This window comes from bacterium, from assembly GCA_021371935.1.
Classification (GTDB): domain Bacteria; phylum Armatimonadota; class UBA5829; order UBA5829; family UBA5829; genus UBA5829.
The window spans coordinates 445,016-463,416 of sequence record JAJFVF010000002.1 but is presented as its reverse complement, the minus strand read 5'-3'; the positions used below and the strand labels follow the sequence as shown (position 1 = coordinate 463,416).

The 18,401-nt window shown below is 50.1% G+C and carries 19 protein-coding genes; 1 reads left to right on the top strand and 18 read right to left on the bottom strand.

What is annotated here, in order from left to right:
* Window positions 1-73: 73 nt before the first annotated feature.
* The 3 genes from eno to rsmG all read right to left on the bottom strand — a co-directional run bounded on the left by eno (window position 74) and on the right by rsmG (window position 2,989).
* Window positions 74-1,366 (bottom strand): phosphopyruvate hydratase, encoded by a 1,293-nt coding sequence (eno, locus tag LLG46_02150; GenBank protein ID MCE5322098.1) that lies wholly within the window; start codon window positions 1,364-1,366, stop codon window positions 74-76.
* A gap of 127 nt (window positions 1,367-1,493) precedes the next feature.
* Window positions 1,494-2,000: a redoxin domain-containing protein gene (locus LLG46_02145; GenBank protein MCE5322097.1), complete on the bottom strand. Its 507-nt coding sequence runs from the start codon at window positions 1,998-2,000 to the stop codon at window positions 1,494-1,496.
* A 263-nt stretch (window positions 2,001-2,263) separates the two neighbouring features.
* The gene (gene rsmG / locus LLG46_02140; GenBank protein ID MCE5322096.1) at window positions 2,264-2,989 is read right to left on the bottom strand and encodes a 16S rRNA (guanine(527)-N(7))-methyltransferase RsmG; all 726 of its coding nucleotides are present in this window, start codon (window positions 2,987-2,989) and stop codon (window positions 2,264-2,266) included.
* Between the two features lie 162 nt (window positions 2,990-3,151).
* On the opposite strand from rsmG, the gene LLG46_02135 reads away from it, so the two are divergent.
* Window positions 3,152-4,816, top strand: coding sequence for a glycosyltransferase family 39 protein (locus tag LLG46_02135; protein ID MCE5322095.1), 1,665 nt, complete (start codon window positions 3,152-3,154; stop codon window positions 4,814-4,816).
* Between the two features lie 50 nt (window positions 4,817-4,866).
* Here the strand turns inward: LLG46_02135 and mnmG are convergent, their stop codons facing one another.
* The 15 genes from mnmG to tmk all read right to left on the bottom strand — a co-directional run bounded on the left by mnmG (window position 4,867) and on the right by tmk (window position 18,391).
* The gene (gene mnmG / locus LLG46_02130; GenBank protein MCE5322094.1) at window positions 4,867-6,744 is read right to left on the bottom strand and encodes a tRNA uridine-5-carboxymethylaminomethyl(34) synthesis enzyme MnmG; all 1,878 of its coding nucleotides are present in this window, start codon (window positions 6,742-6,744) and stop codon (window positions 4,867-4,869) included.
* A 51-nt stretch (window positions 6,745-6,795) separates the two neighbouring features.
* Window positions 6,796-7,215, bottom strand: a complete 420-nt coding sequence (locus LLG46_02125; GenBank protein ID MCE5322093.1) for an ATP-binding protein — start codon at window positions 7,213-7,215, stop codon at window positions 6,796-6,798.
* Between the two features lie 77 nt (window positions 7,216-7,292).
* The gene (locus tag LLG46_02120) at window positions 7,293-7,964 is read right to left on the bottom strand and encodes a glycosyltransferase family 2 protein (protein MCE5322092.1); all 672 of its coding nucleotides are present in this window, start codon (window positions 7,962-7,964) and stop codon (window positions 7,293-7,295) included.
* Entirely contained in the window at window positions 7,961-9,817 is a 1,857-nt protein-coding gene (locus LLG46_02115) for a glycosyltransferase family 39 protein (GenBank protein ID MCE5322091.1), read from the bottom strand. Before LLG46_02115 ends, LLG46_02120 begins: the two co-directional genes overlap by 4 nt.
* A gap of 7 nt (window positions 9,818-9,824) precedes the next feature.
* Window positions 9,825-10,562, bottom strand: coding sequence for a metallophosphatase (locus LLG46_02110; GenBank protein MCE5322090.1), 738 nt, complete (start codon window positions 10,560-10,562; stop codon window positions 9,825-9,827).
* On the bottom strand, window positions 10,562-11,125 hold the full coding sequence (locus LLG46_02105; protein ID MCE5322089.1) for an HAD hydrolase family protein: 564 nt from the start codon (window positions 11,123-11,125) through the stop codon (window positions 10,562-10,564). Before LLG46_02105 ends, LLG46_02110 begins: the two co-directional genes overlap by 1 nt.
* The gene (locus tag LLG46_02100; protein MCE5322088.1) at window positions 11,122-12,120 is read right to left on the bottom strand and encodes a KpsF/GutQ family sugar-phosphate isomerase; all 999 of its coding nucleotides are present in this window, start codon (window positions 12,118-12,120) and stop codon (window positions 11,122-11,124) included. Before LLG46_02100 ends, LLG46_02105 begins: the two co-directional genes overlap by 4 nt.
* Before the next feature lie 126 nt (window positions 12,121-12,246).
* Window positions 12,247-13,719, bottom strand: a complete 1,473-nt coding sequence (locus tag LLG46_02095) for a DUF3084 domain-containing protein (GenBank protein MCE5322087.1) — start codon at window positions 13,717-13,719, stop codon at window positions 12,247-12,249.
* Between the two features lie 140 nt (window positions 13,720-13,859).
* Complete coding sequence (locus tag LLG46_02090) at window positions 13,860-14,480, bottom strand: LysE family translocator (protein ID MCE5322086.1); 621 nt, start codon at window positions 14,478-14,480, stop codon at window positions 13,860-13,862.
* Between the two features lie 46 nt (window positions 14,481-14,526).
* Window positions 14,527-15,264 (bottom strand): DUF169 domain-containing protein, encoded by a 738-nt coding sequence (locus LLG46_02085; GenBank protein ID MCE5322085.1) that lies wholly within the window; start codon window positions 15,262-15,264, stop codon window positions 14,527-14,529.
* 88 nt (window positions 15,265-15,352) lie between these two features.
* A complete protein-coding gene (locus LLG46_02080) occupies window positions 15,353-15,703 on the bottom strand; it encodes a DUF3795 domain-containing protein (protein ID MCE5322084.1) in 351 nt (116 codons plus the stop codon).
* Window positions 15,704-15,756: 53 nt separating this feature from the next.
* Window positions 15,757-16,773 carry a DNA polymerase III subunit delta' gene (locus LLG46_02075; protein MCE5322083.1) on the bottom strand — a complete coding sequence of 339 codons (1,017 nt, stop codon included), beginning with the start codon at window positions 16,771-16,773 and terminating at the stop codon, window positions 15,757-15,759.
* On the bottom strand, window positions 16,766-17,095 hold the full coding sequence (locus LLG46_02070; protein ID MCE5322082.1) for a cyclic-di-AMP receptor: 330 nt from the start codon (window positions 17,093-17,095) through the stop codon (window positions 16,766-16,768). Before LLG46_02070 ends, LLG46_02075 begins: the two co-directional genes overlap by 8 nt.
* Window positions 17,067-17,786: a nucleotidyltransferase domain-containing protein gene (locus LLG46_02065; protein MCE5322081.1), complete on the bottom strand. Its 720-nt coding sequence runs from the start codon at window positions 17,784-17,786 to the stop codon at window positions 17,067-17,069. Before LLG46_02065 ends, LLG46_02070 begins: the two co-directional genes overlap by 29 nt.
* Window positions 17,783-18,391 carry a dTMP kinase gene (tmk, locus tag LLG46_02060; GenBank protein MCE5322080.1) on the bottom strand — a complete coding sequence of 203 codons (609 nt, stop codon included), beginning with the start codon at window positions 18,389-18,391 and terminating at the stop codon, window positions 17,783-17,785. Before tmk ends, LLG46_02065 begins: the two co-directional genes overlap by 4 nt.
* Window positions 18,392-18,401: the final 10 nt, after the last annotated feature.

The window sequence follows — 18,401 nt, the reverse complement described above, 5'->3', positions numbered from 1 at the left end:
GCATAACAAATAGAGCCGGAGTGCGGTTAGCACTCCGGCTCTATTTCCTATTTCCTATTTCCTGTTTCCTACACTACTTCTTCACGTTATAAAACGCCTTTATCCCAGGGTAGCGGGCGACGTCTGAGAGATCCTCTTCGACTCTGATAAGTTGATTGTATTTCGCAACGCGCTCGCTGCGAGCAGGAGCGCCTGTCTTGATTTGACCGGCATTTGTGGCAACCACCAGGTCAGCGATAAAAGTATCCTCAGTCTCGCCCGATCTATGGCTGACAACTGCGGTCATATTGTTCTTCTTGGCAAGCTCGATAGTGTCGAGAGTCTCAGTGAGCGAACCGATCTGGTTCACTTTGATAAGGATCGAGTTGGATGCTCCAAGCTCAATGCCTTTCTTTAGGCGCTCGACGTTGGTCACATAGAGGTCGTCGCCGACTATCTGGACCTTGTCGCCTACGCGCTTGGTAAGTGCGACCCAGCCGTCCCAGTCATCTTCAGCCATACCGTCTTCGATGGAAATAATCGGATATTTGTTGACCAGTGATTCCCAGTAGTCGACCATCTCGGCAGAAGTGCGTTTGACGCCCTCACCCTCGAAGTTGTAAACACCATCGTGATACATCTCAGTCGCGGCCGGGTCCAGGGCAATCATGAATTGCTCGCCCGGCTTATAACCGGCCTTCTCGATTGCTTCAAGAATAACTTCAATGGTCTCTTCAGAGTTCTTGAGATTGGGAGCAAAACCGCCCTCATCGCCGATTGCGGTCGACAGACCCTTACTCTTCAATACCTTTGCCAGATTATGATAGACCTCGGCGCACATTCTTAAGGCATCAGCCCAGCAGCATGCCCCGACCGGCATGACCATAAACTCCTGAATGTCAACAGTGTTGTCAGCGTGCTTACCGCCGTTCAGGATGTTCATCATCGGCACTGGCAGATCCTTGGCATTGACTCCGCCCAGATAGCGATACAGCGGCAGTCCCTGTGACTCTGCTGCGGCCTTTGCGCAGGCAAGGCTTACACCCAAGATCGCATTTGCGCCGAGCTTTGACTTATTCTCAGTTCCGTCCAAGTCGAGCATGGTCTGGTCGATAGCGGCCTGCTCGGTCACCGGGTAATTGATGAGTTCAGGGGCGATTAACTCATTGACATTGCGCACTGCGTTCATAACGCCCTTGCCCAAGAAGCGGGTCTTGTCGCCGTCTCTCATCTCGAGTGCTTCGTGAGCACCGGTGGATGCTCCGCTTGGCACGGCTGCACGTCCCATTGTGCCATCATCAAGCCAGACTTCGACTTCAACGGTCGGATTGCCGCGTGAGTCGAGTATTTCTCGTGCTATGATTTCCTCAATAGATGCACTAAACATGGTTCACCTCGATAGTTCGTTGTGGGTCAATAATTTCCAAACCCTCCAATTATAACATGTCAGGCAGCCTGGATGGAATGGAATGTACTGCATCATTTTGAAATCAAACGGAGATCACATAGACTTCTTACTTGAGAGCCGCATCGACAGCATTGGAGATGCTCTTGAACCTGTCTGTACTATATTCATTCTTCTGAACAGCCTTCACCACTGAGTTTTGATCAATTACCACCACAACTGGGATTTTGCCACTTACGTCATAGGCTTTTGCTGTCGAGCCGTTGAAATCCAGCATCAGTGGGTCTTTGGTCTCTTTTCTGATCCTCGATTTTGCGATCCCCCGGCCTATGCCTGGGATAGTATGTAAATCCATCAAGCCGAGGAGCTGGATTTTATCACCGTATTTCTTTTTTAGGTTATCGACCCATGGTCCCATAGCTCTGCCTGAGTCTCTGTTTGCCACAACTACGACCACAACCTTGCCGGATAGGCTGGATAGATCCCAGGTCTTGCCGAACTGGTCGTTGAGCTTGAAGCCAGGGGCTTTTTCACCTGTCTGAAGTGCAATCGCACGTAAGGCAAGCGTGATAGTAAAGACCGTTGCAATTAAGACAATGAACCGTAAATTGCGCATTATGCTTTCCTCACTAATGACATGGTTGTTTTATATACGTCTCTGTCACAGATGTCGTTACCCAACATACGAAAAACGCAAAACGCGCAGACGCTAAGTAAATCACGGTTGGTCACTTGCATATCACTATAGTTTTTCACAACAGTAAAACCACATACAATCGTGCAATTTACTGACCGTAAATTGCTTAGCCCGCATTATTCACGAGGAATGTGAATAATGCTCTCGGAGACCCGGATTATGCGGGAGGCGCATATTCCGAGCTAGGCTGGTTTAGTTTTGACGATACGTGAGTATGAGCGTGGAAATGCCTCGGGGGTGGGTTTGACCTTTGAGATAATAACCAGACGGCGAATTATATCTGTTAGCGGGATTTTTACTTTCGCAACCTTATGCACATGTCCGCCAAGCTGACCTATTATCGGGCGGGCATGGCTTATCTCCTCATCGATCAACTTGCTCTTTTGAGCCACCACATGCCCGCCTGTTTTCACGAGTGGCAGGCAGAGTTCGGCCAAGATCGTAAGCTCGGAAAGAGCGCGGGCATAGGCAATGTCGAATTTCTCTCTGAAATCTTTGTCCCGACAGATATCCTCTGCTCTCCCATGAATTGGCACTACTTCAGACAATTCGAGTAGAGCGACTGCCTGAGATATGAACTTTACTTTTTTAAATGTCGAGTCGAGCAAACTGACATGCAAATCCGGCCTGGCTATTTTTATCGGGATGCCTGGAAAGCCTGCACCTGACCCTACGTCAATTACATTAGCACCATGCTTCGGGTTGAGAGCAGCAAGGCATGTCAGCGAGTCCAGAAAGTGGGATGTGACAATCTCATGCGGGTTTGTGATGCGCGTCAGGTTAAAATGCTTATTTGTCTCAACGAAGAACGAGGCGAAACTGTCGAACTGATCCAGTTGACTTGCGGACAACTCTATTCCCAGTTCAAGCGCTCCACTTTGAAGATCGTCTATGTTTATAAATGTCATATAACATAACCTACGAAGAATATCTGGCAGAGAGTAGATAAGCGCTCCACTCACATATTTTATTGACCAAGTATAAAAATCTATGCGATAATTCGGTTAGGAAACGATGTCTTGGGTATACCCCATTATACACACTTGTCGCTGCAAGGAACAATCCAAGTTATGCACCGGTTCAGAATCCATTTCATAATTTTGTTGGTCATAATGGGCTTTTACGTGCTTTATTTTGCGGGGCTGGGAGCGAACCCACTGCTGGACCCTGACGAGCCCATATATGGCCAGTTCGTAAAAGAAATGGTCAGGAGCGGCGACTGGCTGACCCCGCACTACGCCGGTAAGCTCTGGTTCGATAAACCGCCGATGTACTATTGGCTGGCCTCCGTTTCAGTCAAAACGTTCGGGCTCTCTGAATTTGCACTGCGGTTGCCGTCAGCGCTCTGCGCTGTCGGCATTGTGCTGATTGTATTCCTGCTTGCTTCATATGATTTCGGCAGACGCACGGGGGTGTTTGCGTCCCTGGTCATAGCCACAACCATGATGCAGATAATAATGTCGCATGCCGCGGCGACCGATGCAATAATGGTCTTCTTCTTGGTAATTGCTCTCTATGCATACAGACTCTGGCTGGATACGACCGGACGCAAGCGTTTCGTGTGGATCGCGATATGCGGATGCGCGACAGGTTTTGGAATGCTTACGAAGGGTCCCGTGGTCCCGCTTCTACTTACTGTGACATTTTTCATTCATCTCTGGTGGACAAAATCTCTTCGTAAACTAAGAATGGCTGATGCAGCCATTGGAACCATTACTGCGCTGGTTATGGGGCTGCCTTGGTACATCGCGATGTGCATGATGCATGGCAGAGCATTTGTGGATGGGTTCATAATAACCAACAATCTAGCCAGATTTGCAGCGCCTCTGCACAAGAGCCAGACCGGGTATTGGTATTCATATCTGCGAAATGTGCCTATAATGCTGGCATTTTTCCTGCCTTGGAGTGTATTTTTACCGCAGGCAGTCAAAAAATACTGGCGGGCAAATAATGGCGCAAAGCTCTTGGTCACATGGTTTGCCGTGGTGATGGTATTTTTCTCAGCCTCAAAGACTCAAAATTTCACCTACACATACCCCGCGTTTCCTGCGGCAGCGATATTGGTAGGTATATTGTTCGCGAAAGCGACCAAGGGTGAGAAGAGTTCCGCCAAATCAATCTCGATTGGCATACGAACAGGACTAGCTATATCCCTGCTGTTGGCTGCTGCTTTGGTTATATTTGCAGTTAAGCGCTTCCCTGCTGCCATAATGCCTGCATCCGTTATTGGAATAAGCCTTGTGGGTGCATTCGCAATTTCGCTGATCGGCTCAATGACCCGCCGGATAAAGGTAGCCAATACTGTTTGGATCACAACAGGTGGAATGCTTGTCTTTACGCTGGTGCTGATATACTGTGCCATGCCCATAGTCTCCAGACAGAAGAGCACAAAACTCATAGCTGAACGGATCGCTGCTTTGGACGGAGTAAAAGTGGCGGCATTTAACCTGTGGAGACCCGGGCTGTTCTATTACCTGGACGAGAAACCAATCGATATCAGCAACAAGGCACAGATAAGCGAACTGATGTCCGACTGCAGCCCAATCGTTATCATTTGTAAGGAAAATGACGAGGATTATATTGAGCAGGAAGGCTCGAAAGAACTCTTCGGCATCGGCGATCTGGATGTCTACCAGAATCATGAGTGCATGCGCCGCGATAGAAGGCTTATTGTGGGACAAGTCGCATACAATTCATTTGTATGCGACTTGTCCAATGTCCGGCCGAAATTCTAAATCCTGCTATCCGGCGCCGCTATTAAGTTTTCCCTATTAAATTTACCAGTTTATTGACGATCTCGCCTGCCCACTTGTTCCAAAAAAACTGCAATCATCGCAACATCTGCGGGTGTCACCCCCGGTATGCGAGATGCCTGCCCCAGTGTTGTTGGCCTGATTCGAGTCAGCTTTTCTCTCGCTTCGCGGGAAATCGATTTCATATGGTCATATTCGATGCCCTCGGGTATGGATTTTCTTTCCATTTTATGTGCCTGTGCCACTTGCATTTCCTGACGCTCGATATATCCGCTGTATTTGATTGCAAGCTCCACTTGTTCGGCCACATCGGGTGGAACATCGCCATTTTTGACTGCCTTTGCGATATCCGAGTAGCATATCTCAGGTCTGCGCAGTATTTCTTCCAGCGAACAAGCGCGGTCCGTCAGGTCCAGACCCAATGCATCCAGCACAGCTTTATCCGACGGCTTTATATAAGTCTCAGAAAGCCTTGTGCGTTCTTTTTCAATTAGCCTGGTCTTTTCTGTAAAACGGGACCACCGCTCATCGTCGACCAACCCGGCTTCTCGACCTATCGGGGTGAGCCGTGTATCTGCATTGTCTTGCCTGAGCAAAAGCCTATACTCAGCGCGGCTTGTTAAGAGCCTGTATGGATCATTGACCCCCTTGGTCACCAGGTCGTCTATCATTACCCCTATATAACCCTGATCGCGTCTTATTATAATTGGCTCCTCGCCCTTGATCTTGCGCGATGCGTTTATAGCCGCCATAAGACCCTGGGCAGCCGCCTCTTCGTAACCCGATGTCCCATTTATCTGACCCGCAAAGAAGAGACCATCTACCAGCTTTGTCTCAAGCGAGGGCTTGAGCTGAGTCGGTGGAGCGAAATCATATTCTATGGCATAACCCGGCCGCAGCATTTTTACATCTTCAAGGCCGGGGATGCTCTTCAAAAACTCAAGTTGAATTTCTTCAGGCAGGCTTGTAGACATACCCTGGACGTAAATCTCATCGGTATTCCAGCCCTCCTGTTCCAGGAAGACCTGATGCCTCTCCTTGTCCGGGAACTTGACCAATTTATCCTCAATCGAGGGGCAGTATCTGGGTCCGACGCCATGGATTCTCCCGCCGTACATAGCAGAGCGCTTGAGGTTGCGCAGGATTATATCCTTGGTTTGACTTGTGGTATATGTAAGATAACACGGAAGCAGACCCTCCCGCTCGATATGACCCGACATGAACGAGAATGGTCCGGCGTCGGGTTCGGAGTCCTGCCTTTCGCACTTGGTAAGGTCGATGCTCTTTTTATCGATCCGGGCAGTGGTGCCTGTTTTGAGTCTGCCGAGTTCAAATCCGAGGGAGCGCAGGCTATCGGAGAGTTTATTCGATGCAAACTCACCCGCTCTGCCGGCCGAAAATTGAGTCTCGCCGATATGTATCAGACCCTTGAGAAAGGTTCCAGTCGTAACGATCACACACTTGGCGCCATACTCTATGGCCGTCTGAGTTCGTATGCCTATTACATGCTGCCTGTTACCTGTTCCTTCCGTTACGATCTCTTCGACCATAGCCTGCTTTACATCAAGCCTGGGCTGGCGCAGAGCGGTCAAGCGCATATGGTCTTGATATAGCCGCTTATCAACCTGTGCACGCAGGGCATGTACGGCAGGACCTTTGCCCGTGTTGAGCAAACGGATGTGAGTATATGTGGCGTCGGTTGCCAAAGCCTGCTCGCCGCCCAGAGCATCTATCTCACGTACAAGATGCCCTTTGGCAGGTCCGCCTACGCTGCAGTTGCATGGCATGTGGCCGATGGTCTCTATATTGATAGTGACAAGGAGTGTATCCAGACCCATTCTAGCTGAAGCCAATGCAGCCTCACAGCCAGCATGCCCCGCCCCGATGACAATAACATCATAACTTTGCATAACAGGTAAATTATAACATGGACGCAGGGGCAAAGACTGCACTAAGGCAGGTTATATCATCACGGGGCTGATACGCTTAAGCATCGTAACTACGGCGATTCCATGCTCCCACTTGAGGTTCACTTCATCCATAAGCTGGCGCATCAGATAGAGGCCACGTCCGCCTTCTCTGCTTGGGTCGACGCGGTTTGGAAATACAGGACAGCCCGGTCCTTTGCAGTTGTTTCTTATTTCTACTTTGAGACAGTCCGGCAGCATCACGCACTTTACTTCTACGTTGGGATTGTCATCTGTGGGGCAGCCGTATTTGACTGCGTTGGTGCATGCTTCACCAACGGCCAATTTGAGATCCTCGATTTGGTCGGCGTCAAAATGCATCCGCCGGGCGACACCTTCTACGGCATGGCGGACGATCGTGACGTATTCGGGAGAACTGGGTATCTCCAGCTGCATGACTTCGCCTTGTCTCAAAACAAAAGCCTCCATAAACTCGCGAGACGCAGGACTAATACCATTATTGGCCATACGCCGACTCGACTTTATGCGCGTTATCCAGTAAATCTATACTTGAGAAGGGTCCATATGCATTCGAGGCCGTCACGCCAGGTAATTTTTTTGCCCTGAGCATGGCTGCGCGCCTTATACCAGACCGGGACTTCGGTATATCTATGGCGGCGCTTCAGGAGGCGCGCGGTGACCTCCGGGCAAAACTCGAACCGGTTGCAGTGAAGATTGAAGCTTTTTATGACATCCGTGCGGAATGCTTTGTAACACGTGGCTTCGTCGGTGACTTTGATGCCATAGAGGATTGTTGCCATAAAAGCAAAGAGCTTGTTGGCATAATAGTTGGCAAGCCGCATCTTTGGCTTACCTTGCAAGAATCGTGACCCATAAACCAGGTCGGCCTTGCCGTCTAGTATAGGCTGTATCAGTTTTGGATAATCATCCGGGTCATATTCCATGTCGGCATCCTGAATCAGGACAATATCTCCGCTGACATGCTCAAGCGCCGCTCGAATGGACGCGCCCTTACCCAGATTGGCCGGGTTTTCGACAAGGATTACGTCCGGCTGCGTATGCACGAACTCACGCGTGCCGTCCGTTGAGCAGTCATCGGCGACGATTATCTCCTTTTCGATATCTACCGCGCGGACCCGCCTTAGGACCTCTTCAATCGTGGTCATTTCATTATAGGCTGGTATGATGACACTGAGTTTCATCTAATTACATATACGACGGCATTGTCCAAACCGTCTCCATTCGGATAAATTTGTTCTAATAATCCCTTGTCGATTGCGCCATATACAGCCTGCGTGCCCTTGCCCCATTGAGGGTAAAAGCTGTAGTTTATCAAGACATGGGTCACTCCACGGCTCTTAAGATATCTGACCAGTTTTTTCGGCGATGCAAAGTATCGAGTAAACTCTGCATTGTGACCAGGGTCAGCCCAGACATACGCTCTGTCGAGGTAAAAACCGCGGGTATCGCCAAAGAGCGCTATCTTCGCGTCGGCCGGCAGATTTTCGTTGATCCATTGATCGGCGGGGTAGATGTCGAGCGTTCTGGAAAGATATTCATCCCGGCTTTCGCGGCAAAAGACAACCGGCGCTGTGTTTGTTATAGCTGAACAGAGTGTCAATATCCCGAAGACAGCCGTCAATAAAAATACACTCCACAGAGCGTAATACGATATGTGAAAACGACCATCGCTATATGCAAGCGCTGCAATAAGTACGGCCAGAACAGCGAAACCCGGCACAAGATATCGACTTTGTTGGGTCAGTGCGAACCAGGTGATCAAAAAAGCCAGAAAAAAGAGCGTCAGACCGACGAGCTTTCGGCTGCGGTACTTGGCGAGCAGCAAAACCGGCAGCCCGACAAGAAATATTGGTCCCACAAAAAGTCCGGCAGTGTCATAAAATTTCTCTGAATGGAAAGCAAGGTTATACGGCAGCATCAGGAAAGCCGCCAAGCCATGACCCATACCGAATAGAGATTGCTGGGTCGAATAATTGTGTGCAAGCTCGGCTGTCCAATTCCTGCCCCCAAATACAGAATAGAAGAACGGATAGACCGGGCTGCCTGTGTAGATTACAGACTTAATATACCATGGCGAGCATACAATCAGTGCCGCCACGACAAATGCAAGACCGTTTTTCCACTCGATTTTCCGACCTTGCGAGCAGAACCGGTCGATGAGCAGCCACGCCAAGATCAGTGGAATAATGACCAGACCGGTCATTTTTGTCGATGCAGCAAATCCCGCGGCAACAGCACTGCCAATAATATAGTGCCTCTCGGGCTGATCCAGATAGTTAAGCAGCAGATGGACTGCCAAAACAGTGTATAGAGCCATAGCGATGTCTATATATGCGGTCGTGGCCAGCCACATAACTATGGGCATCCCGGCAAATGCTATTGCCGCAAGCGGTGCTGCTTTGGAGCTAAAGTGCTTCCTGGTCAGCAGCATAACCGATGCAACGAGCAGCACAGCCGTCAGGTATGTAACCATCTTCGCCGCGGCAGGGTTATCGAACTGCAGCGGAAGAGTATAGATGGTCTCCATCAGCATGGGGAAATTGGAGTGAGACATGAAGCTGATATAATACATTCCACCGTGATTCAAAAAGAGCTTGGGCACGGACAGGTGATACGCCAGAGAGTCCCAGTCGGACATAGACGGCGGCGCTAAAGCCGGAATGAGCACTGCAATTGCTATGATGGCGAGAAGAATTGCCGACACTATGCCGGAGAGTTTTTTATCACGAAAACACGAAATTACGAAAGCACGAAATTCAGATAGAGCGCCATAGTGTTTGTTGATGATTGAGAAGATGCCAATACAAGTGAAAACGAAGAAAACTACTACTAGTAGGGGTGTTTTGAGCAGTTGAGCTGCTGATATGACAAAAAAAACCAGTGACAACACTCCCAGACCCAGAGCCGTATCGACAATAAACCTCTCGCCTGCCGGGTCTGACTTTCGTGACCACAGGCTGCATGCCACTCTGCCTGCACCCGTTGCAGCAAAAACCAGAAGAAACAGAAAAATTATGGCAAGTAATGTCTCCACGTCTCTCCTACGCTTTCGCCAGAGGCATCAGTTCGTTGGAAACATCGGTTATATGACCAGAATCGATATCAATTTCAACTCTGCCGACATAGTTGGCATAGAAGCCATGATGAAATATCCATGTCCCGCCAACCTGCTCCTCGGCCAGGACATGGGCGTGCCCGCCAAGAATAATATCGATCCCGGACACGCTTTCAGCCAGCTCACGGTCGGCCTTGATCCCGATGTGAGTCAGAGCAACCACCACATCCGCGTCTTTGCGCAGCTTGGTGACAATTTCTGCTGCTGCCTCGATGGGCGGCACAAAATAATAGTCCGACACTTTTTTTACAAGCATCTTCTCTGTAATGCACGGAACGCTCAGCCCAATTACTGCTATGCGCACTCCTGCGCGCTCAAGAATGATGTGAGATGGTATTTTGAGCGTGTGGTCGGCTTTGGATGAGCGGATGTTTGCGCTCATGACATGAAAATCGGCTTTTGAAGTCTTTGAATCGACGCCTATCGCCATGAAATGAAACTCACGGTTGCCCATGGATATGGCATCATAAGGCACGGAGTTCATCAATTCCAGTGCAGGCTCCCCACCGGGCCGCCAGTATATGTTGCCCGCCCATATCGCATCTCCTGAGTCGAGCATGATACTGTCTGAAACTTCCGACTTAAGGTCATGCAGACGTGCCGCCAGCTTGGCAGTGAGCTTATTGTGCATATCGGAGGTATGGAAAATGGTGATGCGCGCCATCAGGCGACAGCCTCCGGGCCCTTCTTGATATCTTCCTCAAGAGCCAGCTCATCGAGGAAGCTGCGCACAGCATCATCCCATCTGCCGCCTGCTTTGAGGATCGTCTCGATAGCTTCGCGGACTGCACCCTTACCGCCTGCAAGCCTGGTGGTCATATCTGCACGCGCTTTAACCTCTTCGGCGGCATTCGGGACGGCAATAGAGAAACCCGCGCGCTCGAATGCGGGCAGGTCATTGAGGTCATCGCCTATATATGCTATTTCATTGCGGTTGAGAGAATAGAGCTTTGCAATCTCGTCGATTGCTCTGGATTTATATCGCACACCTTGATAGACATCCTCAACGCCGAGCATATGGGCGCGGCGTGCCACAGACTCGGTGACATTGCCCGTGATCCAGGCGATCCTCAGACCATAGTTCATGGCCAGCCTGATGCCCAGACCGTCATATACGCTGAAAGACTTTATCTGTTCGCCGCCATGAAATATCATGGCGCCGTCAGTTAGAGTGCCGTCCACATCCATTGCAAGCAGCTTGATGCGTTTCAGACGTTCATCCATCATACGATCCCAGCCGCAACCAGGTCTTTTAGCATCAGCACACCCACGGGTTTTTCATCCACCACCACCGGCATTTCACCAATCTGTCTGGGAGGAGCTTCCATAAGGTGAAGGCCTTCAGTCGCCAGCTTGTCTGGCGAAATCGTCCTGGGGCCGACACTCATCACCTCTGCAGCCTGTTTGTTGAGTGCGGCTTCATCAGCCAGGATCGCGCGGCGCACATCTCCATCGGTGATAATCCCGGCCAGCTTTCCTTCTGCGTCCACCACAAGCGCTGCGCCGGCACCGGCTTTTGTGATTGCAAAAAGAGTGTCCCGAAGGATTGTTTCGCGCTTAACGATCGCCACCGCCTTGTCCGTGCGCATAACATCGCTCACTCTCAATAGCAGTTTTCTGCCGAGTGCGCCGCCGGGGTGGAAGAGCGCATAATCCTCTTTGGTAAAGTGCCTTGCCTCCATTACAGCCAGGGCAAGGGCGTCACCCAAAGCCAGTTGGACGGCAGTGCTGGTGGTAGGAGCCAGACCCAGCGGGCACGCTTCGCACTCCACACATGTATCAAGCACCAGGTTGGCATATGTCCCCAGGGTCGAGCCATCTCTACCGACCATCGCGATCATTTTTGCCCCTATGCGGGCTATTGCAGGCAAAATATTTACTATCTCTTCGGATTCTCCACTATTAGAGAGAGCCAGCACCACATCGTCACTTGTCACCATGCCCAAATCGCCGTGAATTCCCTCGGCTGGGTGAAGAAAAAGAGATGGAGTGCCTGTGCTCGAGAATGTTCCGGCGAGCTTGCGGCCTATAGCGCCTGACTTGCCCATACCGGTGACTACCAGCCTGCCCCGGCATTTGAGGATCATCTCAACTGCTTCGGCAAATGCTGTATCCAGCCGGTCACAGAGCTTGAGAATCGCTTCAGCTTCGCTTTTCAAAGTTGCGGACGCGCGGCTGAGGGCTCTTTGTCTGTCTTGTTCGTCAAAAACTTGCGGGTTCATACTTCCTCCGCCGCAATTATAGCAGAGACGGCAGAGGGTTACAACAATCTTTCGCGCGCATTATTCACGAGAAATGTGAATGATGCGCGTCCGGACCCGAATTATCCTCAACGAGCATAATTCGGGTTAGTCGGCCCTGGTCACGTTGAAGCGGATATTGTTCATGTTTATGGGGTCTGCGGCGTAGATATCATCCGTGGCATATACATCGAGTTTGACAGTGGTGTTTTCTGCCTTGATCTTATCGACCACAGCCATCAATCCCTCGACTTGAGTGCCCGGGTCGACTCCGGCAGTTATGCGCGGGTCGGGGTTTGATATGGGGATAATGCCAGCTCTGAGAGCAGAACGGCTGACATCTGTCTGCAGGAAAGAGATCACAGACAGCAGTATTCGACCTTCGGACTGACGCCCATCAATCTTTGAGCGGGTAATAAACTTACCTTTTGGATAAACGAGATTGTTGAGATATAGATGAAGCTCCACAGGAACTTGTTCGCCCTCGACAGTGTTTCTTGCACAGACAATTTGAACGAGCGCGTCCGCATTCTGAAGCCTGCCGCTTGCAATTGTGCTCGCAGCCATATCTATGCACTCCCGCTCGCCAATGTAGCTTTGAGCATCAAGCAGGAATATCAGTTGGATTGCTCTTTCATTGTCGCCGACCTTTGCGCCCGCTTTTTCAGCTTTTTGGCTTAAGTTTTCGAGCAGTGATAGCAAATCTCCCTTTATTCCGAGAGTCGACTGGCGCGGTGAGATTACACCTCGCCCGAGTTCATCACCTTGTCGGAATTTCAGCTCAGAGTTTCTGAGTTCCATCGTTTCCTGCTGGAAGTTTAAATAACGCTTGCCTAGTTCAACGAGGAGTTTTTTCTGCTCCGAAAGTGTGCTTCGCTGCTGGTCAATCTCGAGCTCCTGCTGTTTGAGTGTCTCTTCAGCCTCTGCCAGCTGTACCCTGGTCTGAATGAGTTGGGCGCCTATGGCTGCCAGGCGAGCCTGGACGCTTGTAAGCTCGGTCTGTTTAGCCTTGAGGTTATTTCTGGCGATTTGCAGATGCTTTTGGACTTCATTGAGCTGTTTTGCTTTCGCTGCCAGCTCACTTTGGGTGGCATTGCTCTTCTTTCGCAGGGCATCAAGCTCCTGCTTGCGCTCAATAATCTCTTTCTTAAGTCTTGAGACAACCTCAACTGCTGCATTTCTGGCTTTTTTAGCTTCAACTGCGGTTTTGCGCGCCTTATCGGCCTCTTTCTGGAGCCTGTCAGCTTCTTTTTCAAGTTGAATACTGCGCACCTGGAGAGCTTTGTTACGCACTTCAAAATTCTTACTCTCGATCGCAAGGCGCTTGTTTTGAGAAGTCACGGTCTCCCACTGAGTGAAAGCCTCTCTAAAGCTCTTATCGCCTGCAAGCAGCGTAGCCAGCACCAGTGCAGATATGACCATGCCTGTGATGGTGGTTACAACAATCGCCGTGTAACGCGGACGGAGCCGGAAAACGCTCAGGCGTTTCTTGCCCATCTTCCGGCCAAGCAGGTCACCGAAATAGGCGATGAAACCGGATACCAGCACCAAGACTATTACGAAGATGATCGAATATCGCATAAATTAAGAACTAAAACATACTGATTGGGGCATGCTTAGGTTGTTTTGATATGGATTATCACTTGAATCGCACAACCCTGCTGTGTTAATTTAGACTTCTCTATACTAAGGATATATACCTCCTGGCCTTGGCTGCGCTGTCAAGCAAACTTGACATCTGCCATAATCAGCACTGCGAAAGCCAGGATAATCATACCCGCCCCGCGGTTGATCCACTTTAGCTTATGGCTATCCAGGCTGTTGCTGATGAAGCCAACCCCAATGCTCAGTGTCAGCCACCACAGGCTTGATCCCACAAGTGTTCCAGATACTATCTCTGCTGCCGATGCTATACCATGGCCGACCGCCCCGATTCCCAATCCTGCGAATACGGCTGTGTATGAGACTATTGTCATCGGGTTTGCAAGGGTGAGGACCACCGTGGACAAATACGCTTCAATGAGCCCTTCATGCTTGTGATCCGCACTGGCAAGTTCCGGCTTGGCCAGAATCATTTTGATGCCAAGGTAGAACATAAAAGCTCCACCAAGCAGGCGTAGCCATAAGTTATTGCTGATGAGAAAATGTGATACTGCAGTCAGACCGAAGCCCGCAACAGCCGCATACATAGCATCAGCGCTGGCTGCACCCAGCCCTGAGACAAAACCCGATGCGCGACCATATGCAAGGGTTCTGCGAATGCACAATATTCCAATCGGCCCTACGGGGGCGGCAATAGAAAAGCCGATTATGACCCCCTTAGCAAGAAATCCCAAGGCAATACGACTGCCTTTCTAAAAGTTAGATGGCTGGAGATTAGGTTCGTTATCACCTTATCCTTTTACGCACCTTCTTCCAATCCTTTTTCTCAAGAAAACTGTCCGGCACATCGGCTTCCATTTCAATGAACATCTGCCATGGCAGGGTGAATGTGAGAGTATCTGGATCAACATATGGCCGAGCGGTTATATCAATTGCACCAACAACCGCTTTAGGATTGGCTTTTCCCACTTCGGCGTAAGGAAGCAGGAATATGCTGTGGCATCCAGCGCCGAAGTCGATTTTGACGTTGTCATTTGTCGCTCTGTCATAGTTTGCAAGCACAACAAGCGCAGACAACTGATCCGGATTTACCAGAAAGCTCACCAGAACCGGTGTCTCAACTTCAGTATCGATTGAATCCAGCGGCTTGAATATCACGTAGTCGAACGGAATTGTTTGCCTTGGAAGGCAGTCAACAAATGCTTTGGCAAGCCTGGGTGTCTTTTTATATCCCTCACCCTCTGGAAATCCCTCACCTCTGCCTGTTGATAGAAAATACTCGATTCCACCCGGCGGCCCTTCAAATTCCTCGCAAAAGCCCAGTCCTATACGCCCACCGCCGCATGTGGTAGTCTGATAGTCAAATACGGCAGTCTTGCCCTTAGCTGCAGCCGAGAACATCGCCATCACACATCCCCAGGTTCCCTTTTTGAACTGCATCGCATCTGCGGGCTTGGTATTTGCAAGTATCATTGCCACAGGTGAGTATTTCAGCTTAAGCTTATTTGCAAGGACGCTGTCCATATACACTCCTTGTATAAAACAAGATTACAAGCGATAGATGTCAGTATAGGCTTTACCTATCCTTGCCACCTTGTGCTTTTAGTAAAGTCTACTTTCCCAATCCTGCCCGTATTTCGTTTAGACTTTTCTCAGCACACGAAGCCATCTGGAAGAAGTTAGTCAGTTTCTCGCAGCCAAAGTCATCACAGTAAGCACAATTGGCAAGACCCCTGCTCACCACACATGCCCTGATCTCACACTCAGCACAATGTCCGCACTTGCGATTGCCATCAGTCATGCATCCGTCGCATAGGATACTTTCCATCTGTATATCTGCCCCAAACTGCTTGCTCCAATCAGCAGCAACCTTTGCGATTGCCTCATGATCATTTGCCTGAGTTGCTTTATATGCATCACACTCACTGCAACTGAGTCCACACGCGCCAATAATATTCTCCATGTCTGTCTCCTTGAGTTAATGATGCTGCATTCTATCGAACATATGTGCGCTTGTCAAGAGGCTGCCAAACGCATCATCAACGCTTCAGTCGCAATGGGAGCACTGGCATTGCCGAGTATCGCCCGTTTTGTATAAAGTATCGAGTCGACTGCATTTGCCAGTAGGCCGGCGTGCGGATAGTGTGTGCACTGGGACTTTATCTCATCCACTTTGTCCAAATTCACCAGCGCAGCACCATTGCCCTGCGATTTGACTGCCAACAGGTCTCGATACCACACCAGCAGCATATCCAGAGACTCGATCACATTTTCTCTTGCGCTCTTATCATCGTCCGAGGACCGTAGAATGCCTGCCAGTTTGAGAGCTAGCCATGGGCTGCCCGAGCAGACGTCATGTGCCAGTCGAATGATCCTGTTGCGCTTCTCAAAAAAAGACTCATTGCCGATAAGCTCGATCGCCCTTCCGGGGCAACCTTGTGAGTATACTGCCAGGAACTTGGCCTCTTCTTCGCCTGCATCAAAGTCCTCGATCAGCCTATCGCACAGTTCGTTTGCATCGACTTGGGTAAACCTTATAAGCTGACATCGCGAACGAATAGTAGGCAGGGCATTAGCCGCATTTCTAAACAGGAGTATGTTGATAAGATAATCCGGCGGCTCTTCGAGAAGTTTCAATATGCAGTTTGCCGACTCTTCATTGAGAGTATCTCCCTGCTCGATGATATTGATCTTCCACTTACCCCGCGTCGGTGCGAATTTGGCCATCTCACGCATCTCGCGCATTTGGTCTATCTTAGTGTTCTGACCCTCTGGTGACCACACTCTGATATCAGGAAAGTTGCCATGCTCGACTGCATGACAGATTGCACACTCGCCGCATGCATGTCCTTCGCGTGGGTCCAGGCAGTCCAGAGATTTGCCGAACTCGCGTGCGAGTGTTGTCTTTCCTGTGCTTCTTAATCCGAGGAAGAGATAGGCGTGAGTGGGGTTTTGCTCACGCGATGCCCTGACGAGCACTTTTTTGGCAAGCTCCTGCCCAATTATCTTGTTGAAACCTGTGCAATCAGACACGTACGAACTTCTCCACATCCACCACGAATATAATCGCCCCTCCCACTTTCACCTTCACCGGGTTCATCATAACTCCTGTTGCCCCCAGCGCATCGGGAAGAGGCTGGTTGACATATTCGTCCCTGGACGAACAGCAACCTTGAATGGTCTCAATTATATCGTCTATATTTTCTTCGTCAGTGCCGAGCAGCAGGGTCGTGTTGCCGTCGCGCAGGAACCCGCCGGTCGAGGCGACTATTGTAAACTTGTGACCCGCCTGCAAAAGTGCGTCGCTTACTCTCTGTTTGTCCCTTTCATGGATGATTGAGATCAATAGCTTCATAGACACCTCCAGTTGGGTGATGTATATCGGGTGTTAGGCATATGCAGTTGCGGACCATTTCGGCAACCTTATGCACCAGCTCCCCGATCCTGCCGCCTGCCATTACAGTATCCCGAGACAGTTTTTGTGCTGCAGCATTCAAGCCGTCAAATCCTCTGTCATCCTCTATGCCTCTAAAACAATGCTTCAGAGACCGCAGCGACTGATAAATGTAATTGCCGACCTCTTGTTCCATGCCACTGATTGCCAGTGGACACATTTTTACATGGGCTACGTCAGGCATTCCAGCGTTTTGTGCATGGTAGAGTTCAAGTGACCTATCACCACGCTCGCCTGCTTTTTGATGTAACGCTGCGTAATCCTCCCTCGAATGGAAGCTGATATCAAGTTTTTGAAAAGGCGATTCGTCCACAAACCAGTATCGGCCTGATGGCTGCCTTACCAGAGTGAACGGCCTATAATAAAGCACCAGTTTTGCCTCGTGAATCGCTGCTGCTGCAGTCCATTGAGTCGTTTCCACATCGCGGCATGCCACCCACATGTCTACATCCGACCACATATCAGTGCGCCCTTCCGCAAGTGACCCAAACAGCGCAACTGCTTCAACCGACGTTACAGCGCGAAGGGCAGAGATTATCTCATCCGCAATTTTTTGTGCAGAATGGCAAACATTTCCTTGCCTAACACTCATCGCCAGACACCCATCACCATAATAAGAGCCTGCTCAACGATTTCATCAATACTTTTCGTGGCATCGAAAACAATAAATCTGTCGCCCTCAGTATCTGCCAGTTCAAGAAAGCCGCGCCTTACGGCTTCATGGAATTCCAGCTTTTCTGATGATACTCTGTCTATCTTTTGCTGACGCGCAAGCCCTTCCGATGCGGGAAGATCGAGAAGTATCGTCAGGTCGGGCACAAGACCCGCCGCGGCGAAATCATTTAGCGCTCTGACCGTATCTTTGTCGATTCCTCTGGCGTATCCCTGGTAAGCAGTTGATGAATCGGCAAAACGGTCACAGATCACTATTGCCCCGCGCCGCAGCGCCGGAAGAATGGTCTCTTCCACATGCTGCGCCCTTGCCGCTTCAAAGAGCAGCAGTTCCGCTCGGTCGGATATTACATTCGATCTATCGAGCAAAATCTGCCTGATTTTGTTGCCCAGAGCAGAACCACCCGGTTCCTGTGTCACTATGATCTCGCGCTCATTATCTTGCAGTGCCTTTGCAAGCTCATGGGCAAGAGTGCTTTTACCTGCGCCTTCTATGCCTTCAATTGTGAGAAAAAAACCTGTCATGATGGGTGTT

Bases quoted from the DNA above. Each gene is read 5' to 3' on its own strand.
- LLG46_02095 (MCE5322087.1), bottom strand. From the start codon at position 13,719: ATGCGATATTCGATCATCTTCGTAATAGTCTTGGTGCTGGTATCCGGT.
- LLG46_02105 (MCE5322089.1), bottom strand. From the start codon at position 11,125: ATGATGGATGAACGTCTGAAACGCATCAAGCTGCTTGCAATGGATGTG.
- LLG46_02110 (MCE5322090.1), bottom strand. From the start codon at position 10,562: ATGGCGCGCATCACCATTTTCCATACCTCCGATATGCACAATAAGCTC.
- eno (MCE5322098.1), bottom strand. From the start codon at position 1,366: ATGTTTAGTGCATCTATTGAGGAAATCATAGCACGAGAAATACTCGAC.
- LLG46_02080 (MCE5322084.1), bottom strand. From the start codon at position 15,703: ATGGAGAATATTATTGGCGCGTGTGGACTCAGTTGCAGTGAGTGTGAT.
- LLG46_02145 (MCE5322097.1), bottom strand. From the start codon at position 2,000: ATGCGCAATTTACGGTTCATTGTCTTAATTGCAACGGTCTTTACTATC.
- LLG46_02085 (MCE5322085.1), bottom strand. From the start codon at position 15,264: ATGGACAGCGTCCTTGCAAATAAGCTTAAGCTGAAATACTCACCTGTG.
- LLG46_02065 (MCE5322081.1), bottom strand. From the start codon at position 17,786: ATGAGTGTTAGGCAAGGAAATGTTTGCCATTCTGCACAAAAAATTGCG.
- tmk (MCE5322080.1), bottom strand. From the start codon at position 18,391: ATGACAGGTTTTTTTCTCACAATTGAAGGCATAGAAGGCGCAGGTAAA.
- mnmG (MCE5322094.1), bottom strand. From the start codon at position 6,744: ATGCAAAGTTATGATGTTATTGTCATCGGGGCGGGGCATGCTGGCTGT.
- LLG46_02070 (MCE5322082.1), bottom strand. From the start codon at position 17,095: ATGAAGCTATTGATCTCAATCATCCATGAAAGGGACAAACAGAGAGTA.
- LLG46_02100 (MCE5322088.1), bottom strand. From the start codon at position 12,120: ATGAACCCGCAAGTTTTTGACGAACAAGACAGACAAAGAGCCCTCAGC.
- LLG46_02120 (MCE5322092.1), bottom strand. From the start codon at position 7,964: ATGAAACTCAGTGTCATCATACCAGCCTATAATGAAATGACCACGATT.
- LLG46_02135 (MCE5322095.1), top strand. From the start codon at position 3,152: ATGCACCGGTTCAGAATCCATTTCATAATTTTGTTGGTCATAATGGGC.
- rsmG (MCE5322096.1), bottom strand. From the start codon at position 2,989: ATGACATTTATAAACATAGACGATCTTCAAAGTGGAGCGCTTGAACTG.